Origin of the sequence: Arthrobacter sp. 08Y14 (assembly GCF_002929455.1) — a bacterium.
In the GTDB taxonomy this organism is placed as follows: Bacteria; Actinomycetota; Actinomycetes; order Actinomycetales; family Micrococcaceae; genus Arthrobacter_B; species Arthrobacter_B sunyaminii.
Window position 1 is genome coordinate 1 of sequence record NZ_PJIX01000063.1, and the last position, 519, is coordinate 519.

A 519-nucleotide genomic window follows, 5' to 3' on the forward strand; every position below is an offset into this window, starting at 1 on the left:
ATCCGACCAACGCGATGATCATCAAGCATCTCGCGAAGAAGGTGACGGTCGAAGAGATCAAGGTCGCGGGCGATGGAAACACGGCTCTGATGCTGTGTCATGCCGAGAACTTCGAAATGTTGATCGTCGATCACCTGCTGCCGGGCATGTCCGGGCTGCAGTTCGTCAAGGCCGTCCGCCTCATGGATCGCTACCGCGACGTGCCGGTCGTCATGGTCACGGCGGATGATGAGCCGCGCCTGCGCGAAGAGGCGAAGGCTTCGGGCATCACCGATTTCCTGCACAAGCCGGTCGAGGCCGTCGCCTTCCGCAAGCTGCTGGCAGACCATCTGGGTGCCGCGGCCGTCCATCCTGAACGGCGTTCGGCATAACAAGAGGAGCAGAACCATGAAGAGCATTCTCGTCGCGCTTCTTGCGAGCGCTTTCACTGCAACTGCCGCCCTTGCGCTGGATGCGCCGACCGGACCCGTCGTCCTCACGGTGAAGGGCACCATTTCCAACACCAATGCCGGCGACACC

Annotated in this window: 1 protein-coding gene; it reads left to right on the forward strand. The window is 61.7% G+C overall.

Translation table 11 applies throughout. The annotated features are described in order from the left end of the window. A partial coding sequence (locus tag CXR03_RS19025) for a response regulator (RefSeq protein ID WP_104105065.1) occupies nt 1-371 on the forward strand: 371 nt, incomplete at its 5' end. Between the last annotated feature and the right edge of the window lie 148 nt (nt 372-519).